Origin of the sequence: Cellulomonas sp. T2.31MG-18, from assembly GCF_964266755.1 — a bacterium.
GTDB lineage: Bacteria > Actinomycetota > Actinomycetes > Actinomycetales > Cellulomonadaceae > Cellulomonas.
Window position 1 is genome coordinate 664,403 of record NZ_CAXWGW010000001.1, and the last position, 20,825, is coordinate 685,227.

General features: G+C 73.1%; 20 protein-coding genes. 11 read left to right on the forward strand and 9 right to left on the reverse strand.

The window, feature by feature from the left end; all coding sequences use genetic code 11:
- Positions 1–16: 16 nt before the first annotated feature.
- Entirely contained in the window at positions 17–796 is a 780-nt protein-coding gene (pstB, locus tag ACFQTY_RS03025) for a phosphate ABC transporter ATP-binding protein PstB (protein WP_378097087.1), read from the forward strand.
- A 26-nt stretch (positions 797–822) separates the two neighbouring features.
- Here the strand turns inward: pstB and ACFQTY_RS03030 are convergent, their stop codons facing one another.
- Complete coding sequence (locus ACFQTY_RS03030; RefSeq protein ID WP_378097090.1) at positions 823–1,407, reverse strand: hypothetical protein; 585 nt, start codon at positions 1,405–1,407, stop codon at positions 823–825.
- A 240-nt stretch (positions 1,408–1,647) separates the two neighbouring features.
- On the opposite strand from ACFQTY_RS03030, the gene ACFQTY_RS03035 reads away from it, so the two are divergent.
- From ACFQTY_RS03035 to rlmB, 7 genes are all read left to right on the forward strand, one after another.
- Positions 1,648–2,130: a CarD family transcriptional regulator gene (locus ACFQTY_RS03035; protein ID WP_122148867.1), complete on the forward strand. Its 483-nt coding sequence runs from the start codon at positions 1,648–1,650 to the stop codon at positions 2,128–2,130.
- Positions 2,131–2,178: 48 nt separating this feature from the next.
- Positions 2,179–2,910, forward strand: a complete 732-nt coding sequence (ispD, locus tag ACFQTY_RS03040; protein ID WP_378097094.1) for a 2-C-methyl-D-erythritol 4-phosphate cytidylyltransferase — start codon at positions 2,179–2,181, stop codon at positions 2,908–2,910.
- Entirely contained in the window at positions 2,907–3,422 is a 516-nt protein-coding gene (gene ispF, locus ACFQTY_RS03045) for a 2-C-methyl-D-erythritol 2,4-cyclodiphosphate synthase (RefSeq protein WP_378097097.1), read from the forward strand. The genes ispD and ispF overlap by 4 nt, the downstream gene beginning before the upstream one ends.
- Before the next feature lie 144 nt (positions 3,423–3,566).
- Positions 3,567–4,211: a TetR/AcrR family transcriptional regulator gene (locus ACFQTY_RS03050; RefSeq protein ID WP_378097100.1), complete on the forward strand. Its 645-nt coding sequence runs from the start codon at positions 3,567–3,569 to the stop codon at positions 4,209–4,211.
- Positions 4,211–5,506 carry an MFS transporter gene (locus ACFQTY_RS03055; RefSeq protein WP_378097103.1) on the forward strand — a complete coding sequence of 432 codons (1,296 nt, stop codon included), beginning with the start codon at positions 4,211–4,213 and terminating at the stop codon, positions 5,504–5,506. The genes ACFQTY_RS03050 and ACFQTY_RS03055 overlap by 1 nt, the downstream gene beginning before the upstream one ends.
- Before the next feature lie 9 nt (positions 5,507–5,515).
- Positions 5,516–6,952, forward strand: a complete 1,437-nt coding sequence (gene cysS / locus ACFQTY_RS03060) for a cysteine--tRNA ligase (protein WP_378097106.1) — start codon at positions 5,516–5,518, stop codon at positions 6,950–6,952.
- Complete coding sequence (gene rlmB / locus ACFQTY_RS03065; RefSeq protein WP_378097109.1) at positions 6,952–7,968, forward strand: 23S rRNA (guanosine(2251)-2'-O)-methyltransferase RlmB; 1,017 nt, start codon at positions 6,952–6,954, stop codon at positions 7,966–7,968. Before cysS ends, rlmB begins: the two co-directional genes overlap by 1 nt.
- A 65-nt stretch (positions 7,969–8,033) precedes the next feature.
- On the opposite strand, the gene ACFQTY_RS03070 is transcribed toward rlmB, so the two are convergent.
- From ACFQTY_RS03070 to flgN, 8 genes are all read right to left on the reverse strand, one after another.
- Positions 8,034–9,344, reverse strand: coding sequence for a DUF4032 domain-containing protein (locus ACFQTY_RS03070; RefSeq protein ID WP_378097112.1), 1,311 nt, complete (start codon positions 9,342–9,344; stop codon positions 8,034–8,036).
- Positions 9,345–9,501: 157 nt separating this feature from the next.
- Complete coding sequence (locus ACFQTY_RS03075) at positions 9,502–10,623, reverse strand: ABC transporter ATP-binding protein (RefSeq protein WP_291758218.1); 1,122 nt, start codon at positions 10,621–10,623, stop codon at positions 9,502–9,504.
- Positions 10,624–10,906: 283 nt separating this feature from the next.
- A complete protein-coding gene (locus ACFQTY_RS03080) occupies positions 10,907–11,986 on the reverse strand; it encodes a DsbA family protein (RefSeq protein WP_378097116.1) in 1,080 nt (359 codons plus the stop codon).
- Between the two features lie 188 nt (positions 11,987–12,174).
- A complete protein-coding gene (locus ACFQTY_RS03085; protein WP_378097119.1) occupies positions 12,175–13,371 on the reverse strand; it encodes an EAL and HDOD domain-containing protein in 1,197 nt (398 codons plus the stop codon).
- A gap of 44 nt (positions 13,372–13,415) precedes the next feature.
- Entirely contained in the window at positions 13,416–13,874 is a 459-nt protein-coding gene (locus ACFQTY_RS03090; protein WP_378097122.1) for a flagellar assembly protein FliW, read from the reverse strand.
- A complete protein-coding gene (gene flgL, locus ACFQTY_RS03095; RefSeq protein WP_378097125.1) occupies positions 13,871–14,782 on the reverse strand; it encodes a flagellar hook-associated protein FlgL in 912 nt (303 codons plus the stop codon). The genes ACFQTY_RS03090 and flgL overlap by 4 nt, the downstream gene beginning before the upstream one ends.
- Complete coding sequence (flgK, locus tag ACFQTY_RS03100) at positions 14,779–16,254, reverse strand: flagellar hook-associated protein FlgK (RefSeq protein ID WP_378097128.1); 1,476 nt, start codon at positions 16,252–16,254, stop codon at positions 14,779–14,781. Before flgK ends, flgL begins: the two co-directional genes overlap by 4 nt.
- 7 nt (positions 16,255–16,261) lie before the next feature.
- Positions 16,262–16,747, reverse strand: coding sequence for a flagellar export chaperone FlgN (gene flgN, locus ACFQTY_RS03105; RefSeq protein ID WP_337973677.1), 486 nt, complete (start codon positions 16,745–16,747; stop codon positions 16,262–16,264).
- Between the two features lie 376 nt (positions 16,748–17,123).
- Here flgN and ACFQTY_RS03110 point away from each other — a divergent pair, with 376 nt between their 5' ends.
- The 3 genes from ACFQTY_RS03110 to fliD all read left to right on the forward strand — a co-directional run bounded on the left by ACFQTY_RS03110 (position 17,124) and on the right by fliD (position 20,815).
- Positions 17,124–17,984 carry a sigma-70 family RNA polymerase sigma factor gene (locus ACFQTY_RS03110; RefSeq protein ID WP_378097131.1) on the forward strand — a complete coding sequence of 287 codons (861 nt, stop codon included), beginning with the start codon at positions 17,124–17,126 and terminating at the stop codon, positions 17,982–17,984.
- Between the two features lie 134 nt (positions 17,985–18,118).
- Entirely contained in the window at positions 18,119–19,291 is a 1,173-nt protein-coding gene (locus ACFQTY_RS03115) for a flagellin (RefSeq protein WP_378097134.1), read from the forward strand.
- Between the two features lie 138 nt (positions 19,292–19,429).
- On the forward strand, positions 19,430–20,815 hold the full coding sequence (gene fliD / locus ACFQTY_RS03120; RefSeq protein ID WP_378097138.1) for a flagellar filament capping protein FliD: 1,386 nt from the start codon (positions 19,430–19,432) through the stop codon (positions 20,813–20,815).
- The last annotated feature ends 10 nt before the right edge of the window (positions 20,816–20,825 follow it).

Below are 20,825 nucleotides of genomic sequence, written 5' to 3' on the forward strand. Positions count from 1 at the left end.
AGAGAGCGAGACCCGCATGGCACAGCGCATCGACGTGAAGGACCTGAACATCTACTACGGGTCCTTCCTCGCCGTCTCGGACGTCAGCATGTCGATCGAGCCCCGCAGCGTCACCGCGCTGATCGGCCCGTCCGGCTGCGGCAAGTCGACGTTCCTGCGCTCGCTGAACCGCATGCACGAGGTGATCCCGGGCGCGCGCGTCGAGGGCACCGTCGCGATGGACGGCGTCGACCTGTACGGCCCCGCGGTCGACCCGGTCGCGGTGCGCCGCCAGGTCGGCATGGTGTTCCAGCGGCCCAACCCGTTCCCGACGATGTCGATCGCGGAGAACGTGCTGGCGGGCGTGCGGCTGAACAACAAGAAGATCTCCAAGTCCGACGCCGCCGACCTGGTGGAGCGCTCCCTGGTGGGCGCCAACCTGTGGAAGGAGGTCAAGGACCGTCTCGACCGTCCGGGGTCGTCCCTGTCCGGCGGTCAGCAGCAGCGCCTGTGCATCGCGCGCGCCATCGCCGTCACCCCGCAGGTGCTGCTGATGGACGAGCCGGCCTCCGCGCTCGACCCGATCTCCACCCTCGCCATCGAGGACCTGATCTCCGAGCTCAAGGCGAGCTACACGATCGTGATCGTCACGCACAACATGCAGCAGGCCGCGCGGGTCTCCGACCGCACCGGCTTCTTCAACATCGAGGGCGCCGGCAAGCCGGGTCGCCTGGTGGAGATCGACGACACCGCGACGATCTTCTCCGCCCCGCGCCAGCAGCAGACCGAGGACTACATCTCCGGCCGCTTCGGCTGACCGGGCCGGGGGCGCCGGCGCAGCCGTCAGGACGACGTGCTGGGCGTCGGCGCCGGCGTCTTCGCGCCCGGTGTCGCGGAGGCGGCCGGTGACGACGACGCGGTCGCGCCCGAGCCCGACGCGGGTGACGGCAGCACCGACGTGTACTGCGGCAAGGAGGCGTCCACCACGGGCACCTGCACGGCGGCCGAGCCGGCGGACGGCACCTTCAGCGTGACCGTCGTCAGCGCCCCGGGGTCGGCGTCGAGCGACTGGATCGGCATCGTCCGGCCGGTGTCGGACCCCGTGCCGATCAGCACCGACCCGTGCCCGGGCACCGTGAACGTCGACGTCTCGCCGGACACGGCCACGCTGACGGTCAGCGCGTCCGCGCCGGTGTTCACCAGCCCGCCGGACAGCGCCGCGGCGTGGCCCTTCGCCGTGCCGGCGACCAGCAGGTTCGTCGTCTCGAGCGGGCCGAGCGTCGCACGCACACCGTCGGCCGGCGAGTACGGGCGCTGCGTCTGGATCGGGTTGGTCGCCGAGCAGCCGGCGAGCCCTCCGACGAGCGGCAGCGCCACCGCGAGCACCGCGACGGCGATCGTGCGGCGTGGGCGGCGGGTGCTGGTCACGGCTCCTCCTGTGCACGGACTGCGGCCGCTGCGCGGCCCGGTGCCCCCGGCTCCGGTCCCGACGTGCGGGAAGGACCTTGGTCCTGAGCGTGCCCAGCCTAGCGGCCCGTACCCCCCGTGCGCCGTGCCGGGACCGCGCTCCGGACGTGCCTGCTGACCTGCGACGACGGCAGGAACCGGACCATTTGGCCGGAAATACGGCGTGATAGGATAGGCCACTGCGAAAGGGGACACCTGCAGATGACTTTCACTGTTGGGGAGACCGTTGTCTACCCGCACCACGGTGCAGCGTTGATCGAAGAGATCAAGACCCGGACCATCCGTGGAGAGGACAAGATCTACCTCAAGCTCAAGGTCGCGCAGGGTGATCTGACCATCGAGGTCCCGGCGGAGAACGTCGACCTGGTCGGCGTGCGCGACGTGGTGGGCCAGGAGGGTCTGGAGCGCGTGTTCGACGTGCTGCGCGCCCCCTACACGGAGGAGCCGACCAACTGGTCGCGCCGCTACAAGGCCAACCTCGAGAAGCTGGCATCGGGCGACGTCATCAAGGTCGCCGAGGTGGTCCGCGACCTGTCGCGCCGCGACGCCGACCGCGGCCTCTCGGCCGGCGAGAAGCGGATGCTGGCGAAGGCCCGTCAGATCCTCGTCTCGGAGCTCGCGCTGGCGGAGCACACCGAGGAGGAGAAGGCCGAGGCCATCCTCGACGAGGTGCTGGCCTCCTGAGCCGCCTCGCGCCACCCACCTGCTGACCAGCGCCCGAGGAGCACGGCCGTGACGGTCGCCGCCATCCTCACCGCCGCCGGGAGCGGATCCCGACTGGGCCACGTCCTGCCCAAGGCCTTCGTGCCGGTGCAGGGGGTGGCCCTCGTCGTGCATGCGGCGCGGTCGCTGCTCGCGGCACGGCCGGCCGACGGGCCCGGTGTCGAGCGGCTGGTGGTCACGGTGCCCGCGGGACAGGTGACCGCGGCACAGGCGCTGCTGCGGGCCGGGCTCGGTCCCCGGGTGTCGTTCGTGGTGGTGGCCGGCGGTGCGACGCGGCAGGCGTCGGTGGCGGCGGGGCTCGCGGCGATCCCGGACGACGCGACGGTGGTGCTGGTGCACGACGCGGCGCGGGCCTTCGCGCCGCCCGAACTGGTCGCGCGGGTGGTCCAGGCCGTGCGGGCAGGGCACCCCGCGGTCGTGCCGGGCCTGGCCGTCACGGACACGATCAAGCGGGTCGGTGCCGGCGGCGCCGAGGGTGCGCCGGTGCTGGCGACCGTGCCGCGGGAGGAGCTGCGCGCCGTGCAGACGCCGCAGGGGTTCGACCGGGACGTCCTGGTGCGGGCGCACCGGGCGGGAGCCGACCGGGCGGTGGGCGAGGCGACCGCGGCGTCCGACGACGCGGGGCTGGTCGAGGCCCTCGGGCTGCCGGTGTGGATGGTGGCCGGGGACGAGCGCGCCGTGAAGATCACCACCCCGCGCGACCTGCACCTGTCCGAGGTGCTGGCGGCGGTGGCGCCGTGACGACGGGCGAGCCGCTGGCCGGTCGACTGCCCCGCACCGGTATCGGCGTGGACGTGCACGCCTACGACCCGGATCCCGCCGAGGGCGCCGTGCTGCACCTCGCCGGCCTCGAGTGGCCGGGGGAGCGACCGCTGGCGGGGCACTCGGACGCCGACGTCGCCGCCCACGCCGCCGCGGACGCCCTGCTGTCGGCCGCCGGGCTCGGTGACCTGGGCTCGCAGTTCGGCACGTCGGACCCCGCCTGGGCCGGTGCGGCCGGCACGGCCCTCCTGGCGGAGACGGCGCGGCGCGTGCGCGCCGCCGGGTTCGTCGTCGGGAACGTCGCCGTGCAGGTGATCGGCAACCGGCCGCGCCTGGGGGCGCGGCGGGACGAGGCCCAGGCGGCCCTGTCGGCGGCGGCGGGCGCCCCGGTCACGGTCTCCGCGACCACCACGGACGGCCTGGGGCTGACCGGCCGCGGCGAGGGCGTCGCGGCCGTCGCCACGGCGCTGGTGCTGCCCGTCGGCTCCTGAGAGCCGGTCACCGCAGATCCGAGCGGGTGACCGCCTCGCGCCTGGGTGCAGAGTGCGCGCCACTTATGACTATCGTCATCCTTGGTTATTCGCCTCGTCGCGGCGCTGCGGTGCCGCGAGCGGCGCCGGTACAAGGAGGGCCCCATGAACCGACTGCCCGTCGCCGAGCGGCGCGAGCAGCTGATCGACGCGGCCATCCGCGTCGCGAGCCGTGACGGCATCGACGCCGCCACCGTGCGCGCCATCGCCTCCGAGGCCGGCGTCTCGCTCGGGGTGGTGCACTACTGCTTCCGCGACAAGGACGAGATCCTGCGGTCGATGGCGCACCACATCACGCGGCAGAACCTGACCACGGGCCTGCAGCAGATGCCGCCCGAGGGCGAGGCGGCCGAGATCATCCTCGGCGCGACGCACCTCCTGTGGTCGAACATCGCGGAGACGCGCGGTGCCCAGCTGCTCAGCTTCGAGCTCACCACCTACTCGATGCGTCACCCCGAGGTGCGGCAGGTGTCCGCCGAGCAGTACTCCGTCAGCCACGAGGCCGCGCGGACGTTCCTGGAGAGCGTCGCGCGGGCGGCACAGGTCGAGTGGACCCTGCCGCTCGCCCAGCTCGCGCGGCTGGTGGTGATGGCGACGGACGGCATCACGCTCGCGTGGCTGGCCGACCACGACGGCGACCAGGCGCTGGCCGCCCTCGAGGTGTTCGGCGCGTTCCTCGCCTCCCACATCCGCCCCGTGCAGGCCCGCACGGACGCCCTCGAGCAGCCGCTCGCCGACCAGCCCGTCTGATGGCGTCGCCGGCGGACGCGCTGCCGCGCAGCCTCGCCGTCCCGGTGGCGGCTCGTCGGGCGCGCATCGCGATCTCGGTGGCGTTCGCGGCCCAGGGGCTGTCCTACGCGCTGACGCTGAACAGCCTGCCGGTGCTGGAGCGCCGGCACGGCGTCGGCACCGGCCAGGTGACGCTGGTGATCCTCGGCGTGTGCCTGGTGGCGGCCGGCGGCACGGTGCTGGCCGACCGGCTCGCCGCCTCGGCGTCCGGCAGCCGAGGCGGGCTGGTCGCAGGGCTGAGCGTGCTCGCGGCCGCCCTGGTCGGTGTCGCGGCGGCCCCGTCGTTCGCCCTGCTGGTCGGGGCGTTCCTGCTGTACGGCCTCGGCCTGGGCCTGGTGGACGCGTCGGTGAACATGCAGGCGGTCGCCGTGCAGCACCGGTACGGGCGGTCGCTGCTGGCGGGGTTCCACGGGGCGTGGTCCTTCGGGGGGATCGCCGGTGCGCTGCTGGTGGCGGCGCTGGCGCCGCGCTGGCCGGCGGATCCCGTGGTGGCGGTGATCCTGCTCGGCACACCGGCTGCCGTCGCAGCGGCGGTGCTGGTGCGACGGGCCGGGTGGTGGTCCGGGGGCACGGTCGCGGTTGCCGCCGGGACGGCGGCTGACGGGACCGAGGCGGCGCCGGTGGCAGCGGACGGCGCTGAGCCGCCGGCCCCGACCGCCGAGCCCGGGTTGCGCGCGGTCGTGCCGTGGCGCCCGGTGGTGATGCTCGGGCTGGTGGTGGTGGCGTTCTACATCGTCGACTCGGCGGTGTCGGCCTGGAGCGCCCTGTTCCTGGCGCAGGACGTCGGCGCCCCGACGCACGTGCAGCCCCTCGGCTACGCGGCCTACCTGGGCACGACGCTGCTGTCCCGGGTGGTCGGCGACCTCGGGGTGCGCCGCGTCGGCCGGGCGGCGGTGGTGCGGGTCGGCGCGGTGCTGGGCACCGTCGGTCTGCTCGTGGTGATGCTGACGCACGACGCCTGGCTGGTCGTGGCCGGGTTCGGTCTGGTGGGCCTCGGCCTCGGGGTGGTGCCGCCCCTGTCGTTCTCGGCGGCCGGCGACGTGGCGCCCGGGCACGCCGATGCCGTCGTCGCGCGGCTGAACTACTTCAACTACGTCGGTGTGGTGCTCGGCGGCGTCGCGGTGGGAGCCGTCGGGTCCGTCCTCACGCTGCGGGCCGGTTTCGTGGTGCCTGCGGTGCTGGTCCTGGCGGTGGTGCTGGTCGCGGGCGTGCTGGGCAGCCCTGGCGGGCGCGGGCCCACGCAGCCGCCCCGGTAGCCTTGGTCGGTGACCCTCCGGCTCTTCGACTCCGCGACCCGCGCGGTGCGTGACTTCGTCCCCCTCGTCGAAGGCCGGGTCGGCATCTACCTGTGCGGCGCCACCGTCCAGGCGCCGCCGCACGTGGGCCACGTGCGCTCGTCGATCGCCTTCGACGTGCTGGTGCGCTGGCTGCGGCGAAGCGGCTACCAGGTGACGATGATCCGGAACGTCACGGACATCGACGACAAGATCCTCGCCAAGGCGGCGGACGCCGGCGTGCCGTGGTGGGCGTGGGCGATGGCCAACGAGCGGGCGTTCACGGCCGCCTACGACGCGCTCGGCGTGCTGCCGCCGGACTACGAGCCGCGTGCCACCGGCCACGTGCCGGCGATGGTGGAGCTGATGACCCAGCTCGTCGACTCCGGCCACGCCTACCGCACCGGTCCTGGCGACGTGTACTTCGACGTCCGGTCCTACCCGGCCTACGGCGCGCTGACCAACCAGCGCCTGGACGACATCGTCGAGACCTCCGACGAGCCGGCCTACGGCACCGACAAGCACGACCCGCACGACTTCGCCCTGTGGAAGTCGCCGAAGCCGGGTGAGCCGGACACCGCCGCCTGGGAGACCCCGTTCGGCCGCGGCCGCCCCGGGTGGCACCTGGAGTGCTCCGCGATGGCCCGCCGGTACCTGGGCGACTCGTTCGACATCCACGGTGGCGGCCTGGACCTGCGGTTCCCGCACCACGAGAACGAGCTGGCGCAGTCGCGGGCCGCCGGGTACGGGTTCGCGCGGTACTGGCTGCACAACGGCTGGGTGACGCAGGGCGGCGCCAAGATGAGCAAGTCGCTCGGCAACGGGCTGCTGGTCTCCGCGGTGCTGGCGCAGACGCCGGCGGCGGTGGTGCGGTACGCGCTGACCGCCGTGCAGTACCGCTCGATGCTCGAGTGGACGGACGGCACCCTGGCGGAGGCCGCCGCGACGTGGGACCGCCTCTCCGGCTTCGTCGCGCGGGCTGCCGAGAAGGTGGGGGCGGCGGACGCCGCCGCCGTCGCCTCGGCCGAGCTCCCCGCGGACTTCGTCGCGGCGATGGACGACGACCTCAACGTGCCGGCCGCGCTCGCGGTGGTGCACGAGGTGCTGCGTGCCGGCAACTCGGCGCTCGCCCGCGGCGACGACGAGGCGGTGCAGGCCGCGATGGTCGAGCTGCGGGGGATGCTCGACGTGCTCGGGCTGGACCCGGCCGGCGAGCAGTGGGGCTCCGCGCGCTCGGACGACCGCGAGGCGCGGGCGCTGGACGCCCTGGTCGGCGCGGAGCTGGCGGCACGGGCCCAGGCGCGGGCCGCCAAGGACTTCGCGACGTCGGACGCCATCAGGGATCGCCTCGGTGCCGCCGGCATCGTGGTGGAGGACTCGAAGGACGGTGCGCGGTGGACGCTCGCCGCGCGGGACGAGGAGAGCTGATGGCCGGGAACTCGCAGCGACGCGGTGCGACGCGCAAGGCAGGGTCGAAGAAGGCCCCCGGCGTCGGCACGGGCGGGCACGGCCGCAAGGCGCTGGAGGGCAAGGGCCCGACGCCCAAGGCGGAGGACCGGCCGTACCACGCCGCCCACAAGCGGAAGGTGGCACAGGAGCGGGGTGGCTCCGTCGCACGCCCGGCGGCCACCGGGCGGCCCGGCGCAGGACGACCCGGTACAGGGCGGCCCGGCGCGGCCGGCCGGGGCCGTCAGACCCCCGGCAAGGAGGTGGTCGGCGGCCGCAACTCGGTGCTCGAGGCGCTGCGCGCCGGCGTGCCCGCCTCGGCGGTCTACCTCGCCGCCAAGCTCGAGGCCGACGACCGCACCCGCGAGATCATCACGATCGCGGCCGACGCCCGCATGCCGATCCTCGAGGTCAGCCGCCTCGAGCTGGACCGGATGACCGACGGCGGCGTGCACCAGGGCGTGGCGCTGCAGGTGCCGGCCTACGTGTACGGCGATCCGGACGACCTGCTGGACACCGCCGAGCGGTCCGGCAAGCCCGCGCTGATCGTGGCGCTCGACGGCGTCACCGACCCGCGCAACCTCGGCGCGGTGCTGCGCAGCGCCGGCGCGTTCGGCGCGCACGGCGTGCTGGTGCCGTCGCGTCGCTCCGCCGGCGTGACCGCGGCGGCGTGGAAGGTGTCCGCCGGTGCCGCCGCGCGCGTGCCGGTGGCGCGGGCGACCAACCTGGCGCGCACGCTGGCGGAGTACCGGCAGGCGGGCGTGTTCGTCGTCGGCCTGGACGGGCACGGCGACGTGTCGGTGGGTGACCTGCCGTTCTCCGGCGACCCGCTGGTGCTGGTGGTCGGCTCGGAGGGCAAGGGGCTGTCCCGCCTGGTGCGCGAGCAGTGCGATGCGGTGGCGGCGATCCCGATCGCGTCGGCCGTCGAGTCGCTGAACGCCGGGGTGGCCGCCGGGATCGCGCTGTACGAGGTGGCGAAGGCCCGCTCGGTCGGCTGACCTCCTGCCGTCACCGGCTGGTGACGTGACGACCCGGACGTCGGGGCCGTGCCCGTAGGCGGGCGTCAGTCCTGGGCTACCGCGTCCTGCACCGCTGCCTCGTCCGCCGCCGCGGCCTCCACGCTGGGGATGGCGCCGGTCTCGTCGCGGAGGTCGCCCGGCAGCCCACCGAGGATCGCCTGCTCGTCGGGGCGCAGCGGCAGGATCGTCGACAGGTACGAGGCCACCGTCTCGTCCATCGGCACGTCCCGGTGCTGCTGCTCGGACAGGAACCAGCGGTGGTCCAGCAGCTCGTGGAACACCTGTGCCGGCTCCAGCTTGCCGCGCAGCTCACGGGGTACCGCCCGGACGGCCGGCTCGAACACCTCGGTGAGCCAGTCGTGGGCGACGAACGCCTCGTCCTCGCGCTGCCGGTCCGTTGCGGCCCGGTACTCGTCGAGGTCGTTCAGCAGGCGCCGGGCCTGGTTCTCCTGCACGTCGAGGCCGGTCAGGCGCATCAGGCGCCGGGAGTGGTGGCCGGCGTCGACGACCTTGGGCTGGATGCGCACCGTGGTGCCGTCGACGTCGGTGGTGATGTCGATCTCGTCGACGTCGAAGCCGAGGTCGTTGAGCCGGTCGATGCGGGCCTGCACCCGCCAGCGGTCGCCGAACCCGAACGACTCCACCTCGGTCAGCGCCCGCCACAGCTCCTCGTAGCGGACCGCCAGGGCGTCGCCGATCGCCACGGCGTCGGTGTCGTCCTCCAGGAACTCGCCGGCCTGCAGGTCCATCAGCTCGCCGATGATGTTGACCCGGGCGATCTCCAGGTCGTACGACCGCTGTCCGTCCGTCAGCCTCTCGTGCAGGTCGCCGGTCTCCGCGTCCACCAGGTACGCGGCGAACGTCTCGGCGTCGCGGCGGAACAGGGTGTTCGACAGCGAGACGTCGCCCCAGTAGAAGCCCGCCAGGTGCAGGCGCACCAGCAGCACCGCGAGCGCGTCGATCAGCCGGGTGGCCGTGTCCGGGCGCAGCGACTGGCTGAACAGCGCCCGGTAGGGGAGGGCGAACTGCAGGTGCTCGGTGATCAGGGCGGCCTCGAGCGGCTCCCCGTCGGGGGCGTGCCGGCCGGTGATCACGCCCAGGGGGACCACGCTCGGCACGTCGAGCCGGCGCAGCTGGCGCAGCAGCTCGTACTCGCGGAAGGCGACGGACTCGCCGATCTCCTTGACCGCGATCACGCGTCCGGACAGGCGGGCGAACCGCACGATGTGCCGGGAGATGCCGCGTGGCAGGGCGGCGAGGGCCGACGTCGGCCAGTCCTCCAGGGCGATGTGCCACGGCAGATCGAGCAGCGCCGGGTCTGCCGAGGCGGCGGTGATCTGCAGGCTCTGCGCCATCGTGGTCCTCTCGGCGGGCTGGGCGGGCGCGACGGGCTGGGTGGGCCGGGCGCGCGATGGTGCGGGTCGGCGAACGAGCGCCCGGAAGGCTCCGAGACGACGTGAGGGGCGGGACCGGGTGCCGGTCCCGCCCCTCACGGGCGTCACGTGGAGCGGATCAGAAGCGCTCGCCCGTACCGGCGTGGAACAGGTGCAGGTCGTTGGGACGCACCTTGACGGCGATCTTCTCACCCTTGGCCGGGACACCACGCGGGTCGATGCGGACGATCACCTGCGCGTCGCCGGCACCGGAGTGGATGGTCTCGGCGTTGCCGAAGTCGTCCGTCAGCGAGCCGTACACGAACGCGTCGGAGCCGAGCTCCTCGACGATGTTCACGGACACCGGGATGGAGTCCGGGGTACCGGCCGGCACCACGTCGAGGTCCTCCGGGCGGAAGCCGACCGTGATGTGGCCCTTGTCGTCGTCCGACAGCGCCGTGATCGCCTCGCGAGGCAGCGTCACGCGGGTGGAGCCGAGGTTCGCCGCGCCGTTGAGCACCGGGAACGTGCCGATGTTCATGGCCGGGGAGCCGATGAAGCCGGCGACGAAGACGTTGGCCGGGCGGTCGTACATCTCGCGCGGGGTGCCGACCTGCTGGAGCAGGCCGTCCTTGAGCACGGCGATCCGGTCGCCCATGGTCAGGGCCTCGGTCTGGTCGTGCGTGACGTACACCGTGGTGACGCCGAGGCGGCGCTGCAGGCCGGCGATCTGCGTACGCGTCTGCACGCGCAGCTTGGCGTCGAGGTTCGACAGCGGCTCGTCCATGAGGAACACCTGCGGCTGGCGGACGATGGCGCGGCCCATGGCGACGCGCTGACGCTGACCACCGGACAGGGCCTTCGGCTTGCGGTCGAGGTACTGGGTCAGGTCGAGGATCTTGGCCGCCTCCTCCACCCGCGTGCGGATCTCCGCCTTGGGGGTGCCGGCGATCTTCAGGGCGAAGCCCATGTTGTCCGCGACCGTCATGTGCGGGTACAGCGCGTAGTTCTGGAACACCATCGCGATGTCCCGGTCCTTGGGCTGCACGTCGGTGACGTTGCGGTCGCCGATGAAGATGTTGCCCGAGTTGACGTCCTCGAGGCCGGCGAGCATGCGCAGGGAGGTCGACTTGCCGCAGCCGGAGGGGCCGACGAGGACGAGGAACTCGCCGTCCTCGATGTGCAGGTCGAGCGAGTCCACCGCGGGACGCTCGGTGCCCGGGTAGATCCGGGTCGCGTGGTCGAAAGTGACCGTAGCCATGACTGTGCCAATCCCTTCACCGGCAGGTACGTGCCGGACGATCCGAGTGAAGAGCTGCCCCGGACCACAGCGGACCGGGGAGGTGTCGTCGTCGACACCGTCGACGACGACGGGTACGCGGACCGAGAGGTCCGCGCGCAGTCATCATGCCACAGGGGTCGACGGCGGGACTGGGCCCCTCGGTCCTCGGGTGGCCGGGGCAAGGCGGTCGGGCGTCTGCCGGCCGTGGGTCAGCCGTGGTCAGCGGGCCTCGGTCAGCCGGCCGTGGTCAAACCGGCCTCGGTCAGCCGGCGGGGGTGGCCACCGGCGTCGGGGTGGACGTCTGGGCCGGGGTGGCGGTCGGCGTCGGCGTGGCCGTGGCGGCCGACGCCGAGGCGGCGAGCGAGCTGTACACGGAGGCGACGAAGGTGGAGAACGCCGTGGTGTCGTCGACCGAGCCGGTGTACGGCCGGCCCGCGACGTCGACCGTCACGCCCGTGACCCCCGAGCGGTCGGTGGCCTGCTGCGCCCAGTCGACGTAGCGGCGGCTGGTGATGCACGAGCTCACGGTGCTGGACGTGACGCCGGCGTTGGTGGCGAGCGTGACGAGCTGGGCCTGGGTCAGGCCCGCGGAGCCGAAGGTGTGCTGCGCCGTGAACAGGGCGTCGTTGACCGCCAGGGCCGAGCTCGGCTGGTAGCTGGCGACGCAGGCGAAGGCGTTCGCGGCGCGCAGCGCGTAGTCCTGGGCGGTCGTCTCGGTGTTGGTGGTGGCGGTCGGCGTGGGCGTGGCCGACGGGGTGGCCGAGGACGACGTCGTGGGGCCGGGCGTGGCCGACGGGGTGGCCGACGGCGACGCCGCCGGGGTGCTGGGGCTGGGCGCCGGGGTGGGTGTGTACGCCGTCCGACCGGACGAGAGCGCCACGGGCTTGATCTCCAGGGTGGCGGCTCCGGACGTGACCCACTGCTCGATGGTGCTGCCGTTGGCGGCCCAGAACGCCGCCGACCGCGGGTCGCCGTAGTCGAGGCTGACCACCAGGTCGAGCGCGCCCGAGCCGGTGCTGACCGGGTGCGGGGTCGGGGTGCCGCCCGCGGGGATCGGCGCGCTCGTCGCCGGGGCCAGGGTGCTGCCGTCGCCGGTGATCAGCAGGCCGTCGCTCATCATGTTCCGCGGACCGACCTGCAGGGCGCGCGCGTGCGCCTGCACCGCCACGGCGACGCCGGCCACCACCACGACGACGGAGGTCACCGCGCCGACACGCAGGCCGATGCGGCGTCGTCGGGCACGGGCGGCCCGGCGCTCCCGCTCCAGGCGAGCCAGCTCGCGGTCCTCCGCACGCCGCTGCTTGCGGCTGACCTTCTGCTTGGCGGACCGGTTGTAGCTCACGCGGGGGCACCCCTTCGTTGCGGCTGCATCGTTGCGGCTGCCGGACCCGCACCCACGCGACCGGGACGTCGCGGCGGCCGTGGCCGGGCATGACGTTCGCAGCCTGGCACCGCGGGCTGGCCGTGCGCCTGAAGTCCGCTGAGAGGTTGCTGTGTCCGGAGGGTGCTGCGCCGGGGCGTGGCCCGAGGTCAGGCCGAGACGGCCTCGACGCACAGGGCGGTCGCGGTGGACAGGGCCGCCGGCACCGCGTCGAGGTAGGCGTGGGCGACGGCGAACGGGTCGATGCCGGTGGCGATGACGGCCTGCGGGTCGTCGGCCTCGTACGCGACCACCGCCGCGAGCACGGCGCCGTACCGACCGGCGCCGTTCAGCAGCGCGTCGGCGACCTGGGCCGAGACGCCGGTGCGCCGCACCATGGTCGCCAGGGACAGGTTCTGCTGGGCGCTGACCGCCGACAGCAGGCCGACGGTGTAGCCGGTCTCGTCGGTGAGGGTGCGGCAGGCCAGCGCACGGGTCAGCACGGCCCACAGCGGCCCGACGGCCGTCGGGCGGGCGTCGATCAGCGAGGCCATCGCCAGGGCGGCCAGCCGGCGGGCACCCATCAGCACCACGGCGGTGCGGACGGAGTCGACGGTGCGGGCGAGGGCGAACGCCGAGGAGTTGACCATGTGCAGCACGCGCACGGACATCTCGGGGTCGCTGGCGACCATGTTCGCCACCGCGGTGAAGTTGATCTCGTCCTCGACGGACAGCAGCCGGACCAGCTCGAGGCACTGGAGCTCGCCGGCGGAGCCCTCGCGGGTCTGCGCCTCCTCGCGGCGCACCAGCATCGGGCCCTGCAGCAGGTCGGCGCCTGCTGCCTGGGCCGCCTGCAGGTCGCGTGCGGTGCCCACGCGCTCGGCGATCACCTGGCCGCCGAGGGCGTGCGCCCGCTCGACCAGCGCGCGCAGCCGCTCGGGCTCCGCGGTCGCGTCCACCTTCGCCCAGCCTGCCAGGGGCAGCAGCGCGTCCTGGCCCGGGGTGGCGGCGTAGTCGCCCAGCACCGTGCGGACGTCCCGGGTGCGCAGGGTGACGACGTGCGTGGCGGCATCCGGGTCGGCGGCCATCCGTGCCGTGAGCTCGAGCCAGGTGCCCTGGGCAGCCGTCGGCAGCGGGAGGGCGCCGGACAGGATGCGGGCCGTCGCCCGGAGGATCACCGGGGCGTCGCCGGCGAGCTCGGTCAGGTCCAGCTGGGCGTAGTGCGCCTCGACCAGGTCCTCGGCGACGGGGTCGGTCGCGACGGCGGAGGTGGCGGCGCGCAGCGCGTACGCGCGCACGTTGCGGTCGAGGTCCACGACCGGCTGTCGGTAGACGGCGACCGGGGACGACGGCGACGAGTGGGGCATGTCCGGTCCATCGGCCGGAGCGACCTCGTCTTGAGGGTTCGGCGTCAGCCCAGCGGGGCGCGCAGCGGCAGGTCCTCGTCGAGGACCGTCTGCACGGCACGCCCGTTGCTCGGGTTCACCACGAGGGGCGCGAGCAGGTTGGCCGTCGGGTGCTCGCCGTCCGCCTCGCCCGGGTGCACCACGCTCAGCAGCACCGGGTCCGGTGCAGGACCGCCGACCGGGCGCCCGCGCACGCCGTCCAGCGCGTCCGTGGGGATGGCGGGCGCGTAGTCCGGGAAGAACAGGCCCGGGCTCACCACGAACAGCCGGACCCGCGGCGCCGCCGCGTCGGGGGCGCTGCGCAGCGCGAACAGCAGGCCCTCGTCGTCCAGCGCGTCCAGGGCGTACTCGGTGCGGCCGGGCAGGCCCGGGAGCGGGTCGGCGAACCGCAGCACGGCGGGCACCTGACGGGGACCGGTGGCGGTGGACACCGTCACCGTCTGGGCGGCGGGGGCGGGGGTCACTTGAGGAAGTCCATCAGCGTCGGCTGCAGCACGCGACCGGTGGCGCCGAGGGCGCCCTGGTAGGCGACCTCCTGCGACTTCAGCTGCATGATCACCTCGGCCAGGTCGATGTCCTGCAGGCCGGAGGTCTGCATCTTCACCGTCTGGCTCGCGCTGGTCAGGTCCGCTGTCGAGGCGTCGAGCACGCGCTGGCGGCTGCCGACCGAGGCGGCCTCGTTGGTGACGGCGTTCAGGTGCTTGTCCAGGTCGGCCAGCTGCGAGGTCGGGTCGCCGCCGGCGTTCAGGGTCGCGGCGATGCTGTCGAGCGTCGCGAACACCGAGCTGCTGCCGTTGCCGAACACAGCGGAGCCGTCCGAGTCGACCCGCACCTGGGTGTCGGTGCCGACCTGCCGCTGCACGGAGGACGTCGCCACGCCGTTGAACGTGTAGGTCGGGTTGCCGCTCGCGTCGGTGCCGACGGTGTACGCCGCCCCCGTGTTGGACGTGCCGGCGAACACCGTGCGGCCGAGGAAGGTCGTGTTGGCCTGCTTGAGCAGGTCGTCGCGGATGCCGGCGATCTCGGTGGCCAGCGCCTGCCGCGACGTCGCGCCGTAGGCGCCGTTGCCGCCCTGGACCGTCAGGTCGCGGGCACGCTGCAGCGCGGTGGTGGTGGACGAGAGGGCGGTGTCGATGGTGGTGAGCCACGACGTGCCGTCGGAGGCGTTGCGGCCGAACTGGTCGAGCTGACGGGCCGAGGCGTTCAGCCGCATCACGTCCGACGTGGCCGACGGGTCGTCCGACGGCAGTGACAGCTTGGTGCCGCTGGACATCTGCGCCTGCAGAGCGGCCATCCGGCTGAGGTTGGACTGCAGGTTGCGCAGGCTCGAGGCCTGCACCGTCTGCTGCGTCACACGGCCGAGCATGCTCATCTCCCCACGGTTCCGGTGCGGTTGATCAGGGTGTCCAGCATCTCGTCCATCGCGGTGATCACGCGGGCGGCGCCCTGGTAGGCCCGCTGGAACGCGAGCATCGAGACGGTCTCCTCGTCGGTGTCCACGCTGGCGCCGGACTGCTGCGCCGTCTCCGCCGAGGCGCGGGCCTGCTCGGCCACGCCGCTGCGGGACGAGGCCGACGCCGACATGCTGCCGACCTGCGCCACGGCGGCGGCCCAGACGGCACCGGGGCCGGACGAGCTGTCGGCGAGCGCGGCGATCTTCTGCCCGACCGAGCCGTCGAGCGGCCCGCTGCCGGGTGCCGCGACGGCGATCTGGTCGGGGGTGCTCAGTGCGACGGAGATGCCGGCGGCCGCTGATCCGCCGCTGATGGCGAAGAAGTCGGTGCCGCCGGGGGCAGTGGAGCCGGCCGTGGCCTGGGCGACCGTCTGACCCTGCCCGTGCAGGGCGTTGACGCCGTCGGCCAGCGCCTGCGCCACCGTGTCGAGGCTCGCGGCGGCCTCGGTCAGCATGCCGCCGGTGCCGGAGGCGTCCGGCGGGGCCAGCACGGTCAGCAGGCCGGCGACCCGGCCGCCGGACAGGGCCGCGTCCTGCGTCGGGGCGTCGGCCCACACGACCCGGACGGCGGCCGCGACCACCGGCGGGACGGCCGAGGGGTCACCCGTCGCACCGGAGAAGGCTGCCGGGCCGCTGACGGCGAGCTGCCGCACGTGGTCCCCGGACACCAGCATGTTGCCGCCGACCATCACGTCGAGCTGGCCGTCGGCCCGCTGCCGCGCCGTGGCGCCGACCAGGCCGGACAGCTGCGTGACCAGCTGGTCGCGCTGGTCGGCCAGCTCGTTGGCGCTGCCGCCCGAGTTGGTGATGTCGAGGATGCGCTTGTTCAGGTCCGCGACGTTCGACGCGAGCGTGTTGGTCTGGTCCACCAGGGTGCCGGTGGTGGTGCGCGCCTGCTGCCACTGCGTCTGCAGGTCGCCGTACCGGGCGTGCAGCGTCTCGGTCACCTGGCGGGCGTCGTCCAGCAGCACGGTGCGGGCGGCGGTGTCGTCCGGGGAGTTCGCCACGTCGTGCCAGCCGGCCCAGAAGGTCGACAGCTGGGAGGACAGGCCGGTGGTCGACGGCTCGCCGAGGCTCGTCTCCAGAGTGGTGTACGCATCGGCGCGAGCGGCCAGGAAGGAGGCGGTGCCGGTGTGCGAGCGCACCTGGGTGTCGAGGAACTGGTCGGACAGCCGGGAGATCCCGGTGACCTGCGTGCCCATGCCGACGCCGTCGGAGGTCGCGAACATCGACGGCACCTGGGCACCCGGCACCGAGGCGAGGTCGACGCGCTGGCGGGTGTAGCCGGGGGTGTTGGCGTTGGCGATGTTCTGGCCCGCCACGGTGAGCGCCTGCCGCTGGGCGATCAGGGAGCTCAGGGCGGTGCCGAGGCCCGAGAAGGTGCTGGCCATCCCCGCCTCAGATCGACCGGTCGAGGACGCGGGAGCCGTGCTCGGCGAGCACGGCCGCCTGGCCGGACCCGTCGTACGTCTGCACCGAGTCCTGCAGGGACATCAGGGTCTCCTGCGTGGCGCGGTGCGACATGGCCAACAGCTCGCGGTTGTCGTCCGCCAGCCGGCTGATCTCGCCGGTGAGGGACAGGAACGCCTCGTGGTGGGCGCGCAGCAGCTCGTCCCACGGCTCCGGGGCGGCGTCGGCGAGGGCGCGCAGACCGGCGTCGGGGCTCAGCCCGAGCTCGCGGGCGGCGGAGTCGGCGGCCACGGCGCGGGCGATCTCGGCGGAGCGGATCTCGTCCAGCACCGCCTCGACCTCGCGCGTGGCGTTGGCGAGCCAGCGGGTGCGGCCGCTGCTCAGCACCAGCTGCTCCTCCTCGAGCTTGAACAGGAGCAGGTCCAGCAGGTGACGTTCCTGCCAGAGGACGTCGGACAGCTGGGTCAACGACATCTCCTCTGCCCTCCTCTCGTGCACGGTCCGGTGGTCGGCTGGTGAAGCCGCGGTGAACTCTGCCGTAGGTATCGGCCGGTACCGCCGGGATCTGACCCGAACGGCCCAATCCGACGCTGACCTGCATACCGAGCGGTAGCCCCAGACCGACGGTGACCAGCATGTGAGACGGGTGTGCAACGTCGTAGGAATCGGCGATGTGACGTCGATCACACGCATCCCGGGACGTGGAGCGATCTGACGGAGAACGTCCGAATTTCCGCCGGACCATACGTCCGGATTTGTTGCACGCCCGACGCAATGACCCCTTCGGGCGTTCCTCTCCACTGCACCGGAACCGTTCAAGTCGTCGTGTGGGAACGACGACCTTTCTCCCATGAACGCGCACGACGAGCTGGTGGTGAACAACCTCGCGTTGGTCGGCTACCACGTCACCGAGCTGCTGCACCGCGTCCCGCCGTCGGTGACGCGCGACGAGCTGGCCTCCGCAGGTTCGCTCGCCCTGGTCCTCGCCGCGCGCAGCTTCGACCCCGAGGCCGGTGTGCCGTTCGCTCGTTACGCCTCGCTGCGCATCAAGGGCGCCCTGCTCGACGAGCTGCGCTCGATGGACTGGGCCAGCCGCTCCGCCCGCCGCCGGGTGCGTGAGCTCTCCGACGTGACCGAGCGTCTGCGCGCCACGCTGGGCCGCGAGCCCAGCCGGGACGAGCTCGCGTCTGCGCTCGGCACCGACGCCGCCGGCGTCGACGTCGCCCGGCACGACGCCGAGCGGCGCGTGCTGTCCATCGACGCGTCGGAGACGCCGATCGCCGACTCCATCGCCGACGACGACGCGACCCCCGAGGAGCAGGTGCTGGCCGCCGAGCAGCGGCACTGGCTGCGCTCGGCGGTCGAGGTGCTGCCGGAGCGGCTGCGCGCCGTCATCAGCGGGCTGTACCTGGACGACCGGTCGATCGCCGACCTGGCCGACGAGCTCGGCGTGACCCAGTCGCGCATCAGCCAGCTGCGCACCGAGGCGCTGGGGCTGCTGCGCGACGGCATGAACGCGTCGATGAACCCCGGGCTGGTGCGCGGTGGCGAGCGTCCGGGCGGCGTCGCCGAGCGGCGCCGGCAGGCGTACTTCGCCGCGGTCGCGGCGCGGGCGTCGATGCCGGCCAGCGTGTACGGCGCCAGCGTTCCCTCGCCGCGGACCGGCAGCGTGATGCCGACGGCCTTCGCCAGCCGGGCGCTCGGCGCCTGACGCCTGCACGGAGGCGATCTGCGCACCGCGACGAAAAGTCCGCGCAGAACTTCTCAGACCAGCGCCCCGGGTGGCGATGAACGGGGTGTGCCCACGGATGGGCCGCTCGACCCGAACTCAGGAGGAAGAGAACGATGGGTCTCTCGATCAACCAGAACATCGCGGCAGTCAACGCGTACCACAACCTCTCCAACACCCAGAACGACCTCTCCAAGTCGCTGGAGAAGCTGTCGTCGGGCTTCCGCATCAACCGTGCGGCCGACGACGCGGCCGGCCTGGCCATCTCCGAGGGCCTGCGCTCGCAGATCGGTGGCCTGAAGGTCGCCGTCCGCAACGCCCAGGACGGCACCTCGGTCGTGCAGACCGCTGAAGGTGCGCTGAACGAGTCCACCTCGATCCTGCAGCGCATGCGCGACCTGTCCGTGCAGGCCTCCAACACCGGTGGTCTGTCGGCCGACGCCAAGGGCAACATCCAGTCCGAGATGAGCCAGCTCAAGTCCGAGCTGACCCGCATCTCCGACACCACGCAGTTCAACGGCACCAAGCTGCTGGACGGCAGCTACACCGGCAAGTTCCAGGTGGGCGCCAACGTCGGCGAGACGATCACGGTGGGCGTGAGCACCTCGATGGGCGCCAAGGGCCTCGGCGTGGACGGCGTCGACGTCACCACGACGAACGTCGGCAACACGGTGACGCAGACCACGGCCTCGGCCGCGGGGACCGCGGGCGTCGTCACCGTGGCGGGTGCTGGCGCAGGCGTGAAGGACTTCACGCTCTCCGAGAGCTTCGACGGTCTCAACGGCACCATCTCGGTGGGGGGCAAGTCCCTCGACCTGTCGACCGTCCAGTTCGCGTCCGGCTCGACCGCGACGGCTCGGCTCGCCGCGGTTCAGAAGGCGGCGGACGCCACCTTCGGCACCGGCTACCTCACGGTGGGGGGTACGACCACGGGTCTGACCTTCACCCAGGCGACGGCTCCGACGGCGGCGAACCTGGCCACCAACACCCTGACGGGCAGCCAGGCGTCGGGTGCGGACCTCGCGATCACCGCGATCGACACCGCCATCCGCACGGTCTCCACGGTCCGCGCCAACCTCGGTGCCGTGCAGAACCGCTTCGACCACACGGTGAAGAACCTCAACGTGGCGGTCGAGAACCTGTCCGCGTCGGAGTCCCGCATCCGTGACACCGACATGGCGTCGGAGATGGTCTCGTTCACCCGGGCCCAGATCCTGTCCCAGGCCGGCACCTCGATGCTCGCCCAGGCGAACCAGCTGCCGCAGAGCGTGCTCAAGCTCCTCGGCTGAGTTACCCCGGTGACCGGCTGACGGTCACCAGACGCGAGCGCCCCTGCGGCGCCCGCACCCGGCACCGGCGGCGACGGGCTCCTTCCCGCGCCGCCGGTGCCGTCTGAACCACTTTCGACGGCAGCAAGGGCGGATCTCGTGGCGACCAGCAGCATGGGCATCGACGGCCTGGTCAGCGGTCTGAACACGACCGACCTGATCAACCAGCTGATGTCCGTCGAGTCGGGTCCGCAGACCCTGCTCAAGACGAAGCAGTCCGACACCCAGACGTTCATCGCCGCGCTGCAGTCGTTGAACACGAAGGTGGCCTCGCTCGGCACCGCAGCGACGGCCGCCTCGACCGCCACGTCCTGGGCCGCGCTGACCGCGACCTCGTCGGCCACCTCCGTCACCGCGACGGCCTCGAACAGTGCCTCGCCGACCCAGGTGAGCTTCACCGTCGACAAGCTGGCGCAGCGGCAGGTGTCGCTGACCGACGTCTTCACCGACGTCGCGTCCTTCACCGGCAGCGGCAACTCGCTGACCCTGACCTCCGCCGCCGGGTCCACGCAGATCGACACCACCGGCATCACCAGCGTCACCGGCCTGGCGAGCGCGATCACCAACTCGAACGCCGGCGTCTCCGCCGTCGCCGTGCAGGTGACCGGCGGCTACCGCCTGCAGCTCTCGGCCAAGCAGACCGGCGCCGCCAACGCCTTCCAGCTGTACCAGGGCACCCCCGCCGACGTGACCGCCGGGACGGCGACGTCGAAGTCGCTCACCTCGCTGACCACCGCGCAGGACGCCCAGCTGACCCTGTGGCCGGGGACCTCGGCCGCGCAGACGTTCACCTCGACCACCAACACGTTCAGCAACGTGCTGACCGGGGTGTCGATCACCACCAGCGCCGTCGAGACCAACCCGGTGACGCTGACCCTCGGCCGGGACACCGCCGCGCTGAGCACGCTCGGCTCCAACCTGGTCAGCCAGCTGAACCTGGTGCTGGGGGAGATCTCCAGCCGGACCAGCTCGACGACCACCACGGACCCCACCACGGGCGGCACCGTGGTGACGCCCGGGGTCCTCGGCATGGACTCGTCCGTCAGCACGCTGCAGCAGCAGCTGACCGCGGCCGCGTCGTACCCGGTCAACGGCGTCTCCCCGTCGACCGTCGGGATCTCGATCCAGCGCGACGGCACCTTCGCGTTCGACCAGGCGGCCTACAGCGCGGCGCTCGCCGCCGACCCGCAGAAGGTGCAGGACGTCGTCTCCGGGCTGGCCGCCCGCGTCGCCGCGGTGACCACGTCGACCTCGGACCCGACCAGCGGCAGCCTGACCGCCGAGATCACCGCCCAGCAGGGCGTGGTCAAGGACCTCGGTGACCAGATCAGCCAGTGGGACGTCACCCTGCAGCTGCGCCGGGAGAGCCTGCAGACGACGTACTCCAACCTCGAGGTGACGCTGTCCAACCTCAAGTCGCAGTCGAGCTGGCTGGCCAGCCAGCTCGGGTCGCTCAGCGGCTCGTCCAGCTCGTCGTCGAACTGACCCCACCGGA

Coding starts and splice junctions, on each gene's coding strand:
- ACFQTY_RS03050 (WP_378097100.1), top strand. CDS start 3,567: ATGAACCGACTGCCCGTCGCCGAGCGGCGCGAGCAGCTGATCGACGCG.
- pstB (WP_378097087.1), top strand. CDS start 17: ATGGCACAGCGCATCGACGTGAAGGACCTGAACATCTACTACGGGTCC.
- ACFQTY_RS03035 (WP_122148867.1), top strand. CDS start 1,648: ATGACTTTCACTGTTGGGGAGACCGTTGTCTACCCGCACCACGGTGCA.
- ACFQTY_RS03085 (WP_378097119.1), bottom strand. CDS start 13,371: ATGCCCCACTCGTCGCCGTCGTCCCCGGTCGCCGTCTACCGACAGCCG.
- ACFQTY_RS03110 (WP_378097131.1), top strand. CDS start 17,124: ATGAACGCGCACGACGAGCTGGTGGTGAACAACCTCGCGTTGGTCGGC.
- flgL (WP_378097125.1), bottom strand. CDS start 14,782: ATGAGCATGCTCGGCCGTGTGACGCAGCAGACGGTGCAGGCCTCGAGC.
- ACFQTY_RS03075 (WP_291758218.1), bottom strand. CDS start 10,623: ATGGCTACGGTCACTTTCGACCACGCGACCCGGATCTACCCGGGCACC.
- ACFQTY_RS03115 (WP_378097134.1), top strand. CDS start 18,119: ATGGGTCTCTCGATCAACCAGAACATCGCGGCAGTCAACGCGTACCAC.
- rlmB (WP_378097109.1), top strand. CDS start 6,952: ATGGCCGGGAACTCGCAGCGACGCGGTGCGACGCGCAAGGCAGGGTCG.
- flgN (WP_337973677.1), bottom strand. CDS start 16,747: ATGTCGTTGACCCAGCTGTCCGACGTCCTCTGGCAGGAACGTCACCTG.
- flgK (WP_378097128.1), bottom strand. CDS start 16,254: ATGGCCAGCACCTTCTCGGGCCTCGGCACCGCCCTGAGCTCCCTGATC.
- ACFQTY_RS03070 (WP_378097112.1), bottom strand. CDS start 9,344: ATGGCGCAGAGCCTGCAGATCACCGCCGCCTCGGCAGACCCGGCGCTG.
- ACFQTY_RS03055 (WP_378097103.1), top strand. CDS start 4,211: ATGGCGTCGCCGGCGGACGCGCTGCCGCGCAGCCTCGCCGTCCCGGTG.